Annotated in this window: 17 protein-coding genes; 3 read left to right on the top strand and 14 right to left on the bottom strand. The window is 63.4% G+C overall.

Annotation, left to right across the window (positions count from 1 at the left end; translation table 11 throughout):
• Nucleotides 1-25: 25 nt before the first annotated feature.
• The 7 genes from EN818_RS02480 to eno form a co-directional block, all read right to left on the bottom strand.
• Nucleotides 26-664 (bottom strand): SGNH/GDSL hydrolase family protein, encoded by a 639-nt coding sequence (locus EN818_RS02480; protein WP_095807441.1) that lies wholly within the window; start codon nucleotides 662-664, stop codon nucleotides 26-28.
• Nucleotides 661-1,086: a hypothetical protein gene (locus EN818_RS02475; RefSeq protein ID WP_095807442.1), complete on the bottom strand. Its 426-nt coding sequence runs from the start codon at nucleotides 1,084-1,086 to the stop codon at nucleotides 661-663. Before EN818_RS02475 ends, EN818_RS02480 begins: the two co-directional genes overlap by 4 nt.
• Before the next feature lie 14 nt (nucleotides 1,087-1,100).
• Entirely contained in the window at nucleotides 1,101-2,474 is a 1,374-nt protein-coding gene (locus EN818_RS02470; protein ID WP_095807443.1) for a pyruvate dehydrogenase complex dihydrolipoamide acetyltransferase, read from the bottom strand.
• An 18-nt stretch (nucleotides 2,475-2,492) separates the two neighbouring features.
• Nucleotides 2,493-3,884, bottom strand: coding sequence for a pyruvate dehydrogenase complex E1 component subunit beta (locus EN818_RS02465; protein ID WP_095807444.1), 1,392 nt, complete (start codon nucleotides 3,882-3,884; stop codon nucleotides 2,493-2,495).
• A gap of 15 nt (nucleotides 3,885-3,899) precedes the next feature.
• On the bottom strand, nucleotides 3,900-4,946 hold the full coding sequence (pdhA, locus tag EN818_RS02460) for a pyruvate dehydrogenase (acetyl-transferring) E1 component subunit alpha (protein ID WP_095807445.1): 1,047 nt from the start codon (nucleotides 4,944-4,946) through the stop codon (nucleotides 3,900-3,902).
• Between the two features lie 176 nt (nucleotides 4,947-5,122).
• Nucleotides 5,123-5,446 (bottom strand): septum formation initiator family protein, encoded by a 324-nt coding sequence (locus EN818_RS02455; RefSeq protein ID WP_095807446.1) that lies wholly within the window; start codon nucleotides 5,444-5,446, stop codon nucleotides 5,123-5,125.
• A gap of 158 nt (nucleotides 5,447-5,604) precedes the next feature.
• Nucleotides 5,605-6,879 (bottom strand): phosphopyruvate hydratase, encoded by a 1,275-nt coding sequence (eno, locus tag EN818_RS02450; protein ID WP_095807447.1) that lies wholly within the window; start codon nucleotides 6,877-6,879, stop codon nucleotides 5,605-5,607.
• Between the two features lie 199 nt (nucleotides 6,880-7,078).
• Here eno and EN818_RS34265 point away from each other — a divergent pair, with 199 nt between their 5' ends.
• Nucleotides 7,079-7,201 carry a hypothetical protein gene (locus EN818_RS34265; protein ID WP_280952452.1) on the top strand — a complete coding sequence of 41 codons (123 nt, stop codon included), beginning with the start codon at nucleotides 7,079-7,081 and terminating at the stop codon, nucleotides 7,199-7,201.
• Nucleotides 7,202-7,266: 65 nt separating this feature from the next.
• Here the strand turns inward: EN818_RS34265 and EN818_RS02445 are convergent, their stop codons facing one another.
• The 6 genes from EN818_RS02445 to EN818_RS02425 form a co-directional block, all read right to left on the bottom strand.
• On the bottom strand, nucleotides 7,267-7,632 hold the full coding sequence (locus tag EN818_RS02445; RefSeq protein WP_095807448.1) for a PRC-barrel domain-containing protein: 366 nt from the start codon (nucleotides 7,630-7,632) through the stop codon (nucleotides 7,267-7,269).
• A 96-nt stretch (nucleotides 7,633-7,728) separates the two neighbouring features.
• Nucleotides 7,729-8,571 (bottom strand): 3-deoxy-8-phosphooctulonate synthase, encoded by an 843-nt coding sequence (gene kdsA, locus EN818_RS02440; RefSeq protein WP_095807449.1) that lies wholly within the window; start codon nucleotides 8,569-8,571, stop codon nucleotides 7,729-7,731.
• Nucleotides 8,568-9,443, bottom strand: coding sequence for a VOC family protein (locus EN818_RS02435; protein WP_095807450.1), 876 nt, complete (start codon nucleotides 9,441-9,443; stop codon nucleotides 8,568-8,570). The genes kdsA and EN818_RS02435 overlap by 4 nt, the downstream gene beginning before the upstream one ends.
• 113 nt (nucleotides 9,444-9,556) lie before the next feature.
• Nucleotides 9,557-9,847, bottom strand: a complete 291-nt coding sequence (locus tag EN818_RS02430; RefSeq protein ID WP_095807506.1) for a Dabb family protein — start codon at nucleotides 9,845-9,847, stop codon at nucleotides 9,557-9,559.
• A gap of 101 nt (nucleotides 9,848-9,948) precedes the next feature.
• A complete protein-coding gene (locus EN818_RS34260; RefSeq protein WP_280952453.1) occupies nucleotides 9,949-10,083 on the bottom strand; it encodes a hypothetical protein in 135 nt (44 codons plus the stop codon).
• A gap of 148 nt (nucleotides 10,084-10,231) precedes the next feature.
• Nucleotides 10,232-11,497: an NAD(P)/FAD-dependent oxidoreductase gene (locus EN818_RS02425; RefSeq protein WP_129552757.1), complete on the bottom strand. Its 1,266-nt coding sequence runs from the start codon at nucleotides 11,495-11,497 to the stop codon at nucleotides 10,232-10,234.
• 173 nt (nucleotides 11,498-11,670) lie between these two features.
• Here EN818_RS02425 and EN818_RS02420 point away from each other — a divergent pair, with 173 nt between their 5' ends.
• Nucleotides 11,671-12,339: a 5-formyltetrahydrofolate cyclo-ligase gene (locus EN818_RS02420; RefSeq protein ID WP_095807452.1), complete on the top strand. Its 669-nt coding sequence runs from the start codon at nucleotides 11,671-11,673 to the stop codon at nucleotides 12,337-12,339.
• Between the two features lie 95 nt (nucleotides 12,340-12,434).
• Here the strand turns inward: EN818_RS02420 and EN818_RS02415 are convergent, their stop codons facing one another.
• The gene (locus tag EN818_RS02415) at nucleotides 12,435-12,908 is read right to left on the bottom strand and encodes an Lrp/AsnC family transcriptional regulator (protein ID WP_095807507.1); all 474 of its coding nucleotides are present in this window, start codon (nucleotides 12,906-12,908) and stop codon (nucleotides 12,435-12,437) included.
• Nucleotides 12,909-13,065: 157 nt separating this feature from the next.
• On the opposite strand from EN818_RS02415, the gene ald reads away from it, so the two are divergent.
• The gene (gene ald / locus EN818_RS02410; protein ID WP_095807453.1) at nucleotides 13,066-14,181 is read left to right on the top strand and encodes an alanine dehydrogenase; all 1,116 of its coding nucleotides are present in this window, start codon (nucleotides 13,066-13,068) and stop codon (nucleotides 14,179-14,181) included.
• Nucleotides 14,182-14,338: the final 157 nt, after the last annotated feature.

Below are 14,338 nucleotides of genomic sequence, written 5' to 3'. Positions count from 1 at the left end.
GATTTCTCCCTGATCTTTCTGCGGGTTAGAGTGAGAGCATCACGCGCACGATCGGGGCCAGCGCCTGGCCGATCCGCCGCGTGTTCTCGGCATCGAGATGGACGCCGTCGAGCGGCGTGGTGACGGCGACGCTGCCGGCATCGAAGAAGCCGCAACCGGCTTCGTCGGCGAGTGCGGAATACAGCGGCGCCAGCCGCTTCGAGGCGTCGTCGCCGCCGGCAAACATTTCCTTGAATTCAGCATTGTCGGTGCGCGTCACCGGGGGCGGTGCGACGATGAGAATCTGCGGCGCCGGCCAGTCGAACGGATAATCGTGCCCGCGCACGATATTGATCAGCCGCTCCATGCCCTGCTTGGCGGCGACCGGATTGCCGTGAATCCACGGTTTCATGTCGTTGGCGCCGAGCATGATGATGATCAGGTCGAGCGGCGCATGGCTCATCAGGATGGTGGGCAGCACGCGCGCGCCGTTGCGGTCGGCGCCGGCCACGTGCTCATCGAAAGCGGTGGTGCGGCCGTTGAGGCCCTCGGCGATGACTTCGAGATCACCGCCGAGCGCAGCCTTGAGAACGCTCGGCCAGCGGTCCTGCAGCCCATGGCGGCCGAGACTGGCGGCGTCATAGCCCCAGGTCAGCGAGTCGCCGTAACAGAGAATCGTCGTCATGCGCTTGCTCCACCCCTGCCGAACACCGCCGACATGCGCTTGAGCCGCCAGCGCACGAACAGCCATTGCACGATGACCGCCACGATGCCGGGCAGGATCAGGCCGGCAACAATCGAAACGTCACTTGCGATCGCCCTGTTCTCGGCCGGCACCGAAAACATCCAACCGGCGAGCGCGAACAGGACGATCCCGAAGATCGCAAGCAGCCACCAAAACATCCGGTCGACGGCCCGGAGCGGCTCGGCACGGAACTGCACCAGGAAGAAGCCGATCGTCACGACGATGACGATCATCACCGTTGCCGCAAAGACCAGAATGTATTCTTCCGTCGCTCCGGTAAGTACGGCCAATTCCTGAACGACCAGTCCGCCGGCCAGACCGGAAAGGATGAAGGCGAAAAGGCTGGTGAAGAATGTCCGCACCGCCTTTTTTCCTCTTAGACCAGCATACCCATCGGATTTTCGATGAGACGCTTGAAGGCACCCAGCAACTCGGCGCCCAGCGCGCCGTCGACGGCGCGGTGATCGGTGGACAGCGTCACCGACATCACGTTGGCTATCTTGATCTCGCCGTTCTTCACCACCGCACGCTGCTCGCCGGCGCCAACCGCCAGGATCGTGGCATGCGGCGGGTTGATGACAGCCGCGAAGTCCTTGACGCCGAACATGCCGAGATTGGAAACAGCCGTCGTGCCGCCCTGATATTCTTCGGGCTTCAGCTTGCGGCTGCGGGCACGGCCCGCCAGATCCTTCATCTCGTTGGAAATGACCGACAGCGTCTTTTCGTCGGCTCGGCGGATGATCGGCGTGATCAGGCCGCCGGGGATCGACACGGCGACGCCCACATCGGCATGCTTGTGCTTGACCATGGCATTGTCGGTCCAGGAGGCGTTGGCGTCCGGCACCGCCATCAGCGCCATCGCCATGGCCTTGATCACCATGTCGTTGACCGACAGTTTATAGGCCGGCACCTCGCCCTTCTCGGTTTTCTTCACGGGCGCCGCCGCATTGAGCTGCGTCCGCAGCGCGAGCAGAGCGTCAAGCTCGCAGTCCAGCGTCAGGTAGAAATGCGGAATGGTGCTCTTGGCCTCGACCAGGCGGCGCGCAATCGTCTTGCGCATGTTGTCGTGCGGGACGAGTTCGTAGGAGCCCTCGGCAAACAGCTTCAGCACCTGATCGTCCGACATCGGCTTTGGCGCCGGAGCAGGAGCGCCGGCGGGCGCACCGGCAGGCGCCTTGGCGGCGGGGGCTGCCTTGGCTCCGCCGGATGCGATCGCCGCCTCGACATCGACCTTCACCACGCGGCCGTGCGGACCGGACCCGGTCAGCGCCGCAACGTCGACGCCGGCATCCTTGGCGATGCGGCGGGCGAGCGGCGACGCGAAGACGCGCTCGCCGCCGGCGTGGCCGTTGGCGACCGGAGCGGGTTCGGCCTTCGCTGGTGCAGCAGCGGCAGCTGCCGGCTTCGGCGCCTCCTTAGGGGCCTCGGCCTTCGGAGCCTCCGCTTTTGGGGCCTCAGCCTTGGGTGCTGCGCCGCCGTCGGCTTTTGCAGCAGCACCGGCATCCTCGCCTTCACCAGCCAGGATGGCGATCACCGCATTGACCTTGACGCCTTCGGTGCCGGCCGGAACCACCAGCTTGGCGACGGTGCCTTCATCGACGGCTTCGACTTCCATCGTCGCCTTGTCGGTCTCGATTTCGGCGATCACGTCGCCGGGCGCAACCTTGTCGCCTTCCTTGACCAGCCACTTGGCGAGGTTGCCCTCTTCCATCGTGGGCGAAAGCGCCGGCATGGTGATGTTGATTGGCATTGTGTCCTCCCGGCCGGCTCAGCGATAGGTGACGGCTTTGACCGCCTCGACAACCTCGCCGACATTGGGCAGGGCGAGCTTCTCGAGGTTCGCGGCATACGGCATCGGAACGTCCTTGCCGGCGATGGTGATCACCGGAGCATCGAGGAAATCGAAGGCACGCTGCGACACTTGGCTGGCGATGTGGTCGCCGACCGAACTCTGCGGAAAGCCTTCTTCGACGACCACCAGCCGGTTGGTCTTCTTCACCGAGGCGATCACCGTGTCGAAGTCGAGCGGGCGAATGGACCTGAGGTCGATGATCTCGGCATCGATGCCCATGCCGCGCAGTTCGGCTTCCGCCTTCACCGCATAGGTCATGCCGATGCCGAAGGAGACGATGGTTACGTCCTTGCCCTGCTTGTGAATGCGCGCCTTGCCGATCGGCAGCACGAAATCGTCGAGCTTCGGCACGTCGAAGGACTGGCCGTAGAGGATTTCGTTCTCGAGGAAGATGACCGGGTTGGGATCGCGGATCGCCGCCTTCAGCAGGCCCTTGGCGTCGGCTGCCGTATACGGCATCACCACTTTCAGGCCCGGGACGTTGCTGTACCAGGAGGCATAGCACTGCGAGTGCTGCGCCGCCACGCGCGCCGCGGCGCCGTTCGGACCGCGGAAGACGATCGGCGCGCCCATCTGGCCGCCCGACATATAGAGGGTCTTGGCGGCTGAGTTGATGATCTGGTCGATCGCCTGCATGGCGAAGTTGAAGGTCATGAACTCGACGATCGGCTTCAGGCCCGCCATTGCCGCGCCGACACCGACGCCGGCAAAGCCATGCTCGGTAATCGGCGTGTCGACGACGCGACGCGGCCCGAATTCCTGCAGCAATCCTTGGGTGATCTTGTAGGCGCCCTGGTATTCGGCGACCTCCTCGCCCATGACGAACACGTCGCCGTCGCGGCGCATCTCTTCTGCCATGGCGTCGCGGAGTGCTTCGCGCACCGTGGTCGAGACCATCTCCGTGCCGGCGGGGATGTCCGGATCGGCGGCGACTTGCGCCTTTGGCGCGGCCGCGACAGGTGCGGCAGCCTCACTCTTGGCTGCAGCGGGTGCAGGTGCTGGCGCAGCGGCTTCGGTCTTGGCCGCTTCTTCGCCGATGCCTTCGCCGGCCTTGTCGACATCTTCACCATCGACCGCAAGCACGGCGATCACGGCGTTGACCTTGACGCCTTCGGTGCCGGCAGGAACCACGATCTTGGCGAGCGTGCCTTCATCGACGGCTTCGACTTCCATCGTCGCCTTGTCGGTCTCGATCTCGGCGATCACGTCACCGGCGACGATCTTGTCGCCTTCGTTCTTCAGCCATTTGGCAAGATTGCCCTCTTCCATCGTCGGCGAGAGCGCGGGCATGAGAATTTCGATCGGCATGTGCTTGCCCTCCCCTTACAGCAACACGTCGGTCCAGAGCTCGGATGCATCCGGCTCGGCGTCGTTCTGGGCGAATTCGGCGGCGTCGGCGACGATGTCGCGAACCTCCTTGTCGACGGCTTTGAGATCGTCCTCGCTTGCCCATTTCTTGTCCAACAGCCGCACCCTGACCTGCTCGATCGGGTCATGCTCGGAGCGCATCTTCTGCACTTCTTCCTTGGAACGGTATTTTGCCGGGTCGGACATCGAGTGGCCGCGATAGCGGTAGGTCTGCATCTCGAGGATCAGCGGGCCGTTGCCGGCTCGGCACCATTCGGTGGCGACATCGGCGGCCGACTTGACGGCCCGGACGTCCATGCCGTCGACCTGCATGCCCGGGATCTTGAAGGAAGCGCCGCGATTGGAGAAATCGGTCTCGGCCGAAGAGCGCGAGACGGAAGTGCCCATGGCGTAACGGTTGTTCTCGATGATGTAGATGACCGGAAGTTTCCACAGCGAGGCCATGTTGAAGCTCTCGTAGACCTGGCCCTGGTTGGCGGCGCCGTCACCGAAATAGGTCAGCGAGACGTTCTTGTTGCCGCGGTAGCGGTTGGCGAAGGCGAGGCCGGTGCCGAGCGACACCTGGGCGCCGACGATGCCGTGGCCACCGTAGAAATGCTTCTCCTTGGAGAACATGTGCATGGAGCCGCCCTTGCCCTTGGAGAGGCCTCCGCGGCGTCCGGTCAGCTCGGCCATGACGCCGCGCGGCGACAGGTCCATGGCCAGCATATGGCCGTGATCACGATAGGCGGTGATCATCTGATCGCCGTCAATCAGCGCCATCTTCATGCCGGTGACGACGGCCTCCTGGCCGATATAGAGGTGGCAGAAGCCGCCGATGAAGCCCATGCCATAGAGCTGGCCGGCCTTCTCCTCGAAGCGGCGGATGAGCAGCATGTGCCGGTAGGCCGACAACTCCTCTTCCTTGGTGAATTCGGCTGGCTTGGGGGTGGAAAGGCCCGGCGATTTGCCGTCGGCTTTGGATTTGGACTTGGCAGGCGCTTTTCTGGCGGCGGTTGCCATGCATCACTCCCTGTTGGCGTCTCTTCGCGGACATGCGGGGAGATCGAACGTCCCCCCAACCGATTTGATCGAAGCTAACATGCAGGACAGCATTGCGCCATGCTGAAAAACGCATGGCTGACATGCATCTAAGCGGTTAGAATCGTTGGCAATAATAGCAGTTAACCGATGTTCGGTTAATTTGCCGAGGCTGGCAGCATGATGGTGATTTCGTCGGGCTGGGATAGATTGAGCGCCTTTCGGGCCTGCTCGTCAAGCATATCCTTCTCCAGCGTGCCTTCATGCAGCAGCTGGACGCGACGCTCGAAATCCATCCGGCGTGCCTTGACGACGTCGAGCTGCGCCTGCAGTTCGACGGCCTGCGCCTGCAGCCGATACTTGGAATAGATGCCGAATTCACCATGATAGGCATGGAAGCCGAAATAGGTCAGGAACAGCACGCACAGCGACGGAACGATCAGCCGGCCGGTGTTTCTCTGCTTGTGCTGACGTGTCCACATGACCCGAACCCTCTTGGTCGCGAAGCCAGCGACCGTCGAGTCTTTTTTCGCCCGATTGTGCTTAATGGACGGTTACGGAAGGGCCGATTGAGACCTGCCGAAACGAAAAGAGGCGGGAAAGCCCCGCCTCTTTCAGTATGGCAAGATGGTTGCCGGGATCAGCCCTTGACCACCGACTTGCCGGCGTAGCGCGCCTGCTTGCCGAGCTCTTCCTCGATGCGGATGAGCTGGTTGTATTTGGCCATGCGATCGGAGCGCGACAGCGAGCCGGTCTTGATCTGCCCGCAATTGGTCGCGACCGCGAGGTCGGCAATGGTCGAATCCTCGGTTTCGCCCGAGCGGTGCGACATGACGGCGGTGTAGCCCGCCTTGTGCGCGGTCTCGACCGCGTCGAGCGTCTCGGTCAGCGAGCCGATCTGGTTTACCTTCACCAGGATCGAGTTGGCGACGCCCATGCGGATGCCGTCACGCAACCGCGCCGTGTTGGTGACGAAGAGGTCGTCGCCGACCAGCTGCGTCTTCTTGCCGATGAGGTCGGTCAGGATCTTCCAGCCTTCCCAGTCGTCCTCGGCAAGGCCGTCCTCGATGGTGATGATCGGATAGTCGGAAGCGAGCTTGGCCAGGTATTTCGCCTGCGTCTTCGGATCACGGGTCTTCTTCTCGCCCTCGTAGACGTAGTTGCCGTCCTTGAAGAACTCGGTCGCGGCGCAGTCGAGGCCGAGGGCCACGTCCTCGCCCGGCTTGAACCCGGCCTGCTCGATCGATTCCATGATGAAATCGAGCGCCGAAGGCGCGCTCTTCAAATTGGGGGCAAAGCCGCCCTCGTCGCCGACATTGGTGTTGTGGCCGGCATCCTTCAGCTTCTTGCGCAGCGTGTGGAATATCTCCGAGCCCCAGCGCACGCCGTCGCGCAGCGTCGGCGCACCGACCGGCAGGATCATGAATTCCTGGAAGTCGATCGGATTGTCGGCATGAGCGCCGCCATTGATGATGTTCATCATGGGCACCGGCAGGACATGCGCCTTGGCGCCGCCGACATAGCGGTAGAGCGGCAGGCCGGCGGCTTCCGCGGCTGCCTTGGCGACCGCCAGCGACACGCCCAGGATGGCGTTGGCGCCAAGCCGGCTCTTGTTGGGGGTACCGTCGAGCTCGATCATCGTCTGGTCGATATGGATCTGGTTCTCGGCCTCCATGCCGCCAATCGCCTCGAACAACTCGCCGTTCACGGCCTCGACGGCACGTTGCACGCCCTTGCCGAGATAACGCGGCCCGCCGTCGCGCAGCTCCACCGCCTCATGGGCGCCGGTCGAAGCACCGGACGGCACCGCGGCGCGGCCCATGGAACCGTCTTCCAGCACCACGTCGACCTCGACGGTCGGATTGCCACGGCTGTCCAGGATTTCACGCCCGACTATGTCGACGATGGCGGTCATTGCGATGTCCCCGATTGTTCGATTGAAGCGTCGCGCCCCTCTTAGCCAAAGCATCGCAAAAGGCAATCGGGCGGCCGGCGAATATTGCCGGTGCTATGAGTCACGAAGCGCAAATTTCTGTCATCATAAGTCATGCGCATCGCCCACGCTTCTGATCTATGGTCGAGTCCGCGCGGGGCGAAACAGGAGGAGTTTCGCCATGTCCCAGTTGAGCGGTATCGTGAGTTTGTTTCTGATCGCGGCGGCGTTCCTGACATCCTGCGACGACCAGAAACCCCAGCAAGGCTCGGTTGAGCTGTCCACTCTCCAAGCAGCGCAGTAAATTCCAGATGTACGAAGGCCCCCGGAATTTCTGGGGGCCTTTTGATTCCAGTTTTCGCGCGGGAGTCAGTGCCAGTATGGCGTCACATTGTAATAGGCGAAGGACGCATCGCGGGCCGCTTCGCCATCCGCGCCGGTCAGTTCGTCGATCGAATACGCGGGAGCGGCCTTCAGCTGCTCCTTGTTGAAGGGCACGACGTAGCCGCCCATGTCCTTATCATAATCGAGGCTCGCCCACGGAATGGCGTGATATTTCTCTCCCATGCCGAGGAAACCGCCGAAGCCGATCACCGCGAACATGATGCCGTTCGACATCTTGTCGAGCATGACGTCCTCGATGCTGCCGATGCTGGTGCCCTCGGTGTTGTAGACCGACGTGCCGATGACGCGCGAGGCGGCAATGGCTTCGGTATGCCCGGACGGGGTAGTCATGATTTTGCTCCTCTCGATTGAATGCCTGTTGGCACAATGAGAGGAGCGAACGAAGGTTCCAGATTTTCCGCTGGCGGTCGCCGCCGAGGCGAGACCCTACTGTGCCTTCGCCACCCGATCGAACGCCATCAGCCTCTCCAGCAACGCCGGCAAATCCTTCAAAGGAACCATGTTTGGGCCATCGGAGGGGGCATTGTCCGGGTCCTGGTGCGTCTCGATGAACACGCCGGCGACGCCGACCGCCACCGCCGCACGCGCCAGCGTCTCGACAAAGCGGCGATCGCCACCGGTCGAGCCGCCCTGCCCGCCAGGCTGCTGCACCGAATGCGTGGCGTCGAAGATCACCGGCGCGCCGATTTCGGCCATGATGGGCAGCGCGCGCATGTCGGAGACCAGCGTGTTGTAGCCGAACGAGGCGCCGCGCTCGGTGACCAGCACATTGGCATTGCCGGACCCGGTGACCTTGGCCACGACATTCTTCATGTCCCATGGCGCGAGGAACTGTCCCTTCTTGACGTTCACCGCCTTGCCGGTTCGTGCCGCCGCGATCAGCAGATCGGTCTGACGGCTGAGAAAGGCCGGTATCTGCAGCACATCGACATGCGGCGCCACCAGAGCGCATTGCTCCTCGGTATGGACATCCGTCAGCACAGGCAACGCGAACGCCTTGCGCAGATCGTCGAAAACCGGGAGCGCCGCATCGAGACCTGCGCCGCGCGCGCCGCCAAGCGAGGTGCGGTTGGCCTTGTCGTAGCTGGTCTTGTAGACAAGGCCGATACCCAGTCGCCCGGTCAACTCCTTCAGCGCCCCGGCCATGTCGAAGGCATGCTGGCGCGATTCGAGCTGGCAGGGGCCGGCGATCAGCGACAGCGGAGCATCGTTGGCGAAGACGGTCGTGCCGAGACTAACAGATGCATTGGGTGCCAGGGCCTTGCTCATGGAATCTCCCGGAAGATGAAGACGGCGCCCTGCCCGGGCGCCGCCGGCACGACGATGTCGTTGCCGCTCAGGTTGTGCTCGATCGCGTTGGCTGCAAGCACGCTCGCGGCAGCGTCGGAGCTGCCGATCGAAAAAACAATGGCCGCAAAACGCAGCTCGGATGAGCTTCCGGCCGACACGCCGAAGCGCGACGTAAATGCGGCAGGCTTCAGAACGGTCAGCACCGCGTTGGGCAGTTCAATCTTGTCGCCGTTTTCCGCATCCTTGCCCGCTGCGGCCGACATCAATCCGACCTGCGCCGAAGGCCTGTCGCCGACCGCCACGATCTCGAGAATGCCAGCCACGCCATTGGCATGAGCCTGCAGGGCCGTGCGATCGATCTTCGGCGCGTTGATGCGCTGGCAGGCGAACAGGAAAGCCTCGCTCGTCTCTGTGCCTGTCGCGAATGCCAGCTTGAACGATGCCGTATCGCTTTTCCCGGCCGCGTCGGTGAAAGCGCGTGAGAAGCTCAGCATGTTTCCCGCCGACAGACCGCTCGCGACATAGCGGGCATGGTCGGCATCGGCATCAGCCGTTGCGAACACGACGGCGGAGAAGCCCTCGTCGCCAAGCCGGTCGCGGAAAAGGCGGTCGCGCGCGACAAAGACATTGCCCTCGGCTATCGCTCGCTCGGCCGTCGTTTCATCGCCTATTGCGAGCGGCTCCAGATAGGTGTCGTCGGAGAAGAACACACAGCAGTTCTCGGTTCCGAATGGATGGACGCCGGTCGGCGCGACGACGAAACCGAGAGCCGACAAGCGGTTGCGCGCAACCTCGAGGCTCCGCGTGGGCAGCACCAGATGGTCAAGCGGGTGGGCGGTAGCTTTCCTCATGCCGGCGCGGTGTGCCCTATTCCGGCCGAGGGTTCAAGCCATCCCGGAGGTTCCCTACATCCCGGCGCGCGGAACCAGCTCGAACGAGCGAAGCGCGTGGAGCGGCCGCAGCCTCAGGCGGCGGCCACCACGTCGGCCGAGTAACGCAGTTCGCGCAGCGGTTTGACCTTGATGGTCGTCTGCTCGTAGAGGGGATGCGCCTTGTAGGAAGCGAGCGCCGCCTCGTCCTCGAATTCCGCGTATACCACCACGTCGATCGCGTTGGAGAACTGATCGACTTTGGTGTTGAGCGTCACCTCGAACAGCTTCGAATGCGGTATCTTGCCCAGTTCCTGAAGGCCTGTCCGTACGGCCTCGACATCCTCCTTGCGCCGGGCGCTGAAGAAAACGATGTGCCGGATCAACCCAGCCTCCTTCATTGTCGCTTTGGGCGTGTTTTGTGCGAGCCGATGTGTTGCGTCAACCGGCAACGATGTCGCGCTCGCGGTCCGGCGGCACTCGAGTCTCAGACGAATCCGGTAACATAGCGCACGATGCGCGACATCTCCCTGACCGTCGCGTCAAGATAGTCGCCCTGATTGTAGAGGCCATCCCAGATCAGGAAGAACGTGAGGCCGACGATGACGATCACATAACGCATGGCTGAAACTATCGCATGTGCCCGGCCCGAACCAGTGTGGGTTTGCGGCAATTGTTTCAGTTCACCGCTTTTTCAACGATCGGATTTACCGGCCGATAATGCCGTGTTGATCACGACAAGATTATGCGCTGGCGCGGAAAGACGCCAGTCAGCCCTTGTCGTTGTCGCCCTGGGTGATCAGTCGGGCGCTGCGCTGGCCGGTGAAATAGATCCACAGCCAGCTGAGCGAGACCGCGAGCCGGTTGCGGAAGCCGATCAGGAAGTAGATGTGGGCGATGCCCCAAAGCCACCAGGCGAGCCAGCCGGTGAGCTTGATCCAGCCGAAGTCGATTGCGGCGGCGCGCTTGCCGATTGTTGCCAGGTCGCCATCATGCCGGTAGCGGAAAGGGCGAGATGTCGTATCGCCGCCCAGCCGCGCCTTGATGGTTGCCGCGACATGTCGGCCCGCCTGCTTGGCGGCAGGCGCCACGCCCGGCACCGGCTTTCCGTCCTGCCGCAACAGATGCGCCGTGTCGCCGATGACGAAGATGTCGGGACTGCCCGGCACGGTGAGATCGGGTTCGACCAGCACCCTGCCCGCCCGGTCGGCCGCAACGCCCAGCCATTCGGCTGCCGGCGAGGCGGCGACGCCTGCTGCCCACAGGATAGTCTTTGCGGGCAGATGTGTATCGCCGAAGACGACGCCCTCGGCGTCCAGATGCGTGACGGCGCGGCCTAGCTCGATGGTTACGCCGAGCCCCTCGAGTGACCTCTGTGCGTATGCAGACAGGTCCGGCGCGAAATTGGCAAGGATGCGGTCGCCGGCTTCGATCAGCACCACCCGAGCCTGCCGCGTGTCGATGTTGCGGAATTCGTCACGCAGCGTGTCATGCGCAAGCTCGGCGATGGTGCCGGCCAGTTCCACGCCGGTCGGCCCACCGCCGATGATGACCAGGGTCAGCAAGGCTTGGCGTTTGGCCGGGTCATCCTCGCGCTCGGCCTGCTCGAAGGCGAGCAGGATGCGGCGCCGGACCGTGGTGGCATCTTCCAGCGTCTTCAGCCCAGGCGCGAACGGCTCCCATTCATCGTGACCAAAATAGGCGTGCCGCGCACCGGTGGCGAGCACCAGCGTGTCATAAGCGATGGCGCTGCCATCCTGAAGCAGCACGCGCTTGGCCTGGCGGTCGACACCGACGACGGTGCCGAGCAATGTGGTCACGTCCTGGCGTTTGCGCAGCAGGTGGCGGATCGGCCAGGCAATCTCGGACGTTGCCAGCGATGTGGTCGCCACCTGGTAAAGCAGAGGCTGGAACAGATGATGGTTACGCCTGTCGATCATCGTTATGCGGACCGCCGCACCCGCCAAAGCGCGGGTAAGTTCGAGACCGCCGAACCCTGCGCCGACGACAACTACATGATGGCTGGCTTCCTTCATTCGTCCACCTCGCCAAACCGATTACCGCCCCGTGATGTAAGCATTTTTGTGCATTGGAGCAACGTTGCCGCCGGCCATTCTACTGCCCGGGAGTCGTCGCCCGGTGTCGTGAACGAACATGCCGCCCTAGGTTGTCCGGGATAGCGTGGAGCGCAATGACAGGGAGTGAACGCATGGCTGACAATCGCGACGACGAAGGCCCGGCACAATATGCCTCGCCGCCTTGCTTCATGCACGAACTCGATCCGGCATATCAGATGCCGCTGTCCGACTGGGCCGATGTGAAGCGATGGCGCAAGGCGGAGCGCGAAAGGCTCATCGGCACCCGGCTTGCAGTTTCCGCCGACGCCCGCTCAGCAATGTCGATGCGCATTGCCGAGGGCCTCGACGCTCTGATCGGCGACGTTTCGGGCCGCATGGTCAGTCTCTATTGGCCGTTCCGCGGCGAACCGGATCTGCGCGCCTGGATGGCTTCGGTCAACGCGCGCGGCGGCCGCACGGCGCTGCCCGTCGTCATCGAGAAGGGACGCCCTCTGGTGTTTCGCGCCTACGTCCCGGGCGACCGGCTGGAAAAAGGCGTCTGGAACATCCCGATCCCGGCCGCAGGCGATCCGGTGCTGCCGGACATCGTGATCTCGCCGATCGTCGGCATCGACCCAGGCAACTACCGGCTCGGCTACGGCGGCGGCTTCTTCGACCGCACGCTGGCCGCCATGCCGTTCCGGCCGCTGGTGATCGGCGTCGGCTACGAATTGCAGCGAATCCCCACCATTTACCCGCAGCCCCACGACATCCCCATGACCACGGTGGTGACCGAGGCGGCGGGGAACAATGGCGGCTAGCCCGGCTCAGCTCATAGAGTGGCTCACCCGCTCAAGGTTCTTCTTCTTAGGCGATTCCGCACCGAGAATCGCGACGGACGCTTTCTGGAATTGCTCTAAGCCATCTCTGGCTTCAAACCCAGCGCGGTGCGGTCGACGATCTCGCGCAAGGCGAAGGACGAATTGATCTTCGTCACATGCGGCATCGCCGACAGCCATTCCTTGTGGATGCGCTCGTAGTCGACGAGGTCCTTGGCGGCGATGCGCAGGATGTAGTCGTATTCGCCCGACATCAGATGGCAGGAGAGCACGTTCGGGCAGCGCTTGATCGCCGCCTCGAAATCCGACAGCGTCTTCTCGAATTGGCCCGACAGCGATATGTGCACGATCGCCGTCATCTGATGACCAAGCGCGGCGTTTGAGAGACGCGCGTGGTAGCCGCGGATGGTCCCGGATTTCTCCAGATTGTCGAGCCTGCGCGAGCAGGCCGATTGCGAAAGCCCGACCTTCTCCGCGAGCGCCGCATTGGGTATGCGCCCATCCTTCTGCAAAGTCTCCAGAATGGCGATATCAATCCTATCGAGCGGCATTTTTCGTGATTCCTGCGAAGAACTTTCCATTTTGCGCAACGATTATCGAAGCCGGCCGCAGGGCGCAAGCGCATTCGCAAACACCTGCGCAACGATTCGTGGTTCACTTGGTGCTGACAGGGAACGAGCCCCAGCGGGCCGTATCAGGAGAAGAAAAATGCGCGTCGGATGCCCCAAGGAAATCAAGAACCACGAATACCGCGTCGGCCTGACGCCCGGCTCGGTCCGCGAATATGTGGCGCATGGCCATGAAGTGCTGGTCGAGACAGGCGCGGGCGCCGGCATCGGCGCCGACGACAATGCCTATCGCTCCGCAGGCGCCGCGATTGCCAAGACCGCAGCCGACGTGTTCGCCAAGTCGGATATGATCGTCAAGGTCAAGGAGCCGCAGCCCAACGAGTGGGTCCAGTTGCGCGACGGCCAGATCCTCTACACCTATCTTCACCTCGCTCCGGATCCGGATCAGACCAAGGGTCTGCTCGCTTCCGGCGTCACCGCGATCGCATATGAGACGGTCACCGACGATCGCGGCGGCCTGCCGCTGCTGGCGCCGATGTCGGAAGTCGCCGGCCGTCTGTCGATCCAGGCCGGCGCGACCGCGCTGCAGAAGGCCAATGGCGGCCGCGGCGTGCTGCTCGGCGGCGTGCCCGGCGTCCTGCCCGGAAAAGTCACCGTGCTGGGTGGCGGCGTCGTCGGCCTGCATGCTGCCAAGATGGCCGTCGGCCTTGGCGCCGACGTCACCATCATCGACCGTTCGATCCCGCGCCTGCGCCAGCTCGACGACATCTTCGCCGGCCGCGTTCACACCCGCTATTCGACCGTCGAGGCGCTGGAAGAAGAATGCTTCTCGGCCGACATCGTCGTCGGCGCCGTGCTGATCCCGGGTGCTGCGGCGCCGAAGCTCGTCACCCGCGAAATGCTCTCCGGCATGAAGAAGGGGGCAGTCCTCGTCGACGTCGCCATCGACCAGGGCGGCTGCTTCGAGACCTCGCACACCACCACCCATGCCGATCCCACCTACGAGGTCGACGGCGTCATCCACTACTGCGTCGCCAACATGCCCGGCGCGGTGCCGGTCACCTCGGCGCATGCGCTCAACAATGCGACGCTGCATCATGGCCTGCAGCTTGCCGACAAAGGCCTCAAGGCGCTCGTCGACGACCACCACTTGCGCAACGGCCTCAATGTCCACAAGGGCAAGATCACCAACCGCGCCGTTGCCGAGGCGCTCGGCTACGAAATGGTCGAGCCGAAGGCCGTGCTCGCCGCCTGATTCCCCACAAAGAGCTTCCTCCCGTCTCGCCCGCCGGTTCGTTCCGGCGGGCTTTTCTTTGCCCGGCTGAATTCCAAGCCGGCTGAATTCCACGGAAGTGTGCAGCGGGTTTCCATCTGCAGCTACGCAGCGCTGTGCAAAAGAAAAGCGCAAAACA

The organism is Mesorhizobium sp. M3A.F.Ca.ET.175.01.1.1, assembly GCF_004791945.1.
GTDB lineage: Bacteria > Pseudomonadota > Alphaproteobacteria > Rhizobiales > Rhizobiaceae > Mesorhizobium.
The sequence above is the reverse complement of the archived record's forward strand: the minus strand, read 5'-3'. Positions and strand labels throughout refer to the sequence as shown.